The organism is Psychroserpens sp. BH13MA-6 (genome assembly GCF_052983595.1).
Map to the genome: position 1 here is coordinate 1 of NZ_JBRJGE010000037.1, position 1,060 is coordinate 1,060.

Below are 1,060 nucleotides of genomic sequence, written 5' to 3' on the forward strand. Positions count from 1 at the left end.
TCCTACTTTTATTAAAAATATAAACAACTCGGAAAACCTGAACTAGCAGCTCGCGTTTTTCCCGCGGAACATCAGCCGCATACGCTCGCTGAAATTCCGCAACATAATCATACACAATTACGTTGTACGTAATTAAAGAATGAACTCAAAAACAAAATTAAAATACGGAATAATAATTATTGTTCTTGAATTGATCTTAATTGGAATTTGGATTTATTCATCTGAACCAGATCCAAGTATTTCAATTTTTCTACTTTTAATTATACCTACTCTATTTGGAACTAATTTTATAATTGGTTTAATACTATATTTTCTAAAAAAACCTTTATCAAAATTCTTTTTGATGAATTCTATTTTTTGTCCACTAATTTTTTACCTAATTTGGAAATTATGGTTCTTAAATTATCACGATAGAAATAATACATATTACGAGTTTTCAATAAATGATATCGTATACGAATTGAGTATTGGAAAAAATAATGAATACTTCTATCTGTGTGACGAAAATAATGACGGAAGAGTTTATGTAGGGAAATATGAAAGAAAAGGTGATAGCATATTATTAAATGATAATGAATATAAAATGTACATTATATCTAATAAATTATTTGAGTTTCCAGAAAAAAGAACAGGAATAACTTTAAATAGAATGGAATATAAAAGTAAATAAAATTCCGAACAAAATTAAGAATGAATCAGAATTAGAACGACTTAAAAGATGCGAATTTGACCGAAAAATTAAACAATCATCAGATATGATAAAATTTGGAATTATATTTTAATTACAATTATATCAGCTTACTAACTAAAATAACTACGTACAACAACGTGTATAATTCATTGCTCAGTTGGTTAAGACGAGGAAAAATTCTCACATAATTCACTATCTTTAAACTCGGAAAGAATTGCTGGCTCAGCCTTGCGCCTTTTTTCCAGCGGAATTTTCGCCGTAAACGGCTCATCCAAGCGCAAAGCGCTTCGGCTGAAATTCCGCAACAAATCATACACAATTACGTTAGCAACAATAGTGCAATACCGAAAATAAAGCTGGTCAGGAAAC

At 29.3% G+C, this 1,060-nt stretch carries 2 protein-coding genes; one reads left to right on the plus strand and one right to left on the minus strand.

Annotated elements, in window-relative coordinates; all coding sequences use genetic code 11:
* Window positions 1–139: 139 nt before the first annotated feature.
* On the plus strand, window positions 140–670 hold the full coding sequence (locus ACU8DI_RS15345) for a hypothetical protein (RefSeq protein WP_447113672.1): 531 nt from the start codon (window positions 140–142) through the stop codon (window positions 668–670).
* Window positions 671–852: 182 nt separating this feature from the next.
* Here the strand turns inward: ACU8DI_RS15345 and ACU8DI_RS15350 are convergent.
* Window positions 853–1,060: hypothetical protein (locus tag ACU8DI_RS15350; protein ID WP_447113673.1), on the minus strand; the 208-nt coding region annotated here is incomplete at its 5' end.

What these genes read in the sequence shown, in the direction of transcription:
- ACU8DI_RS15345 (WP_447113672.1), top strand. Translation starts at nt 140, where the DNA reads ATGAACTCAAAAACAAAATTAAAATACGGAATAATAATTATTGTTCTT.